This window comes from Nocardia noduli (assembly GCF_019038455.1).
Classification (GTDB): Bacteria; Actinomycetota; Actinomycetes; order Mycobacteriales; family Mycobacteriaceae; genus Nocardia; species Nocardia noduli.
In genome coordinates, this window is sequence record NZ_JAFMPL010000291.1 from 1 (window position 1) to 426 (window position 426).

Consider the following 426-nt stretch of genomic DNA (forward strand, 5'->3'; position numbering starts at 1 on the left):
GTCCGCTGGAACGCCATCGAGGCTTCAGCCGCCTTGGCCGAGTCGATCCCAAGCGCCTTGGTGGTCGCGTTGTACTCGGCGCGGAATTCCTTGATCTTGGCAGAGTACTGCGTGAGGAGCTTGAAATCCTCTTCGCTTATGCCGGCGATACCCGCCTTGCGGAAATCGACATCGTACTGTCCTGAGTTCGCCTTGTCCGCGAAGTCCAGAAGCTGTTCCTCGGCGGGCTTGGTCATGTCCACGCCCAGGCTCTGGACGTAGGACTTCACGCCCTGGTTCTCGCGGATGGCCTTGGAAAAGCTCTCGACCGCGCCGATCGCCTGCTGCGACGTGCCGCCGACCTGCTTAAAGGCGTAGGCCAGCGAGTTGAGGCCCTGGACCGTGCCTCCCGTCCGCTGAGACACAAACCCGAGGTGGTCGAAAGAC

General features: G+C 62.0%; 1 protein-coding gene. It reads right to left on the reverse strand.

Annotated features, from left to right (window positions below; all coding sequences use genetic code 11):
• On the reverse strand, nt 1-426 hold a 426-nt coding region (locus JZ792_RS41440), incomplete at both ends, for a hypothetical protein (protein ID WP_216918455.1).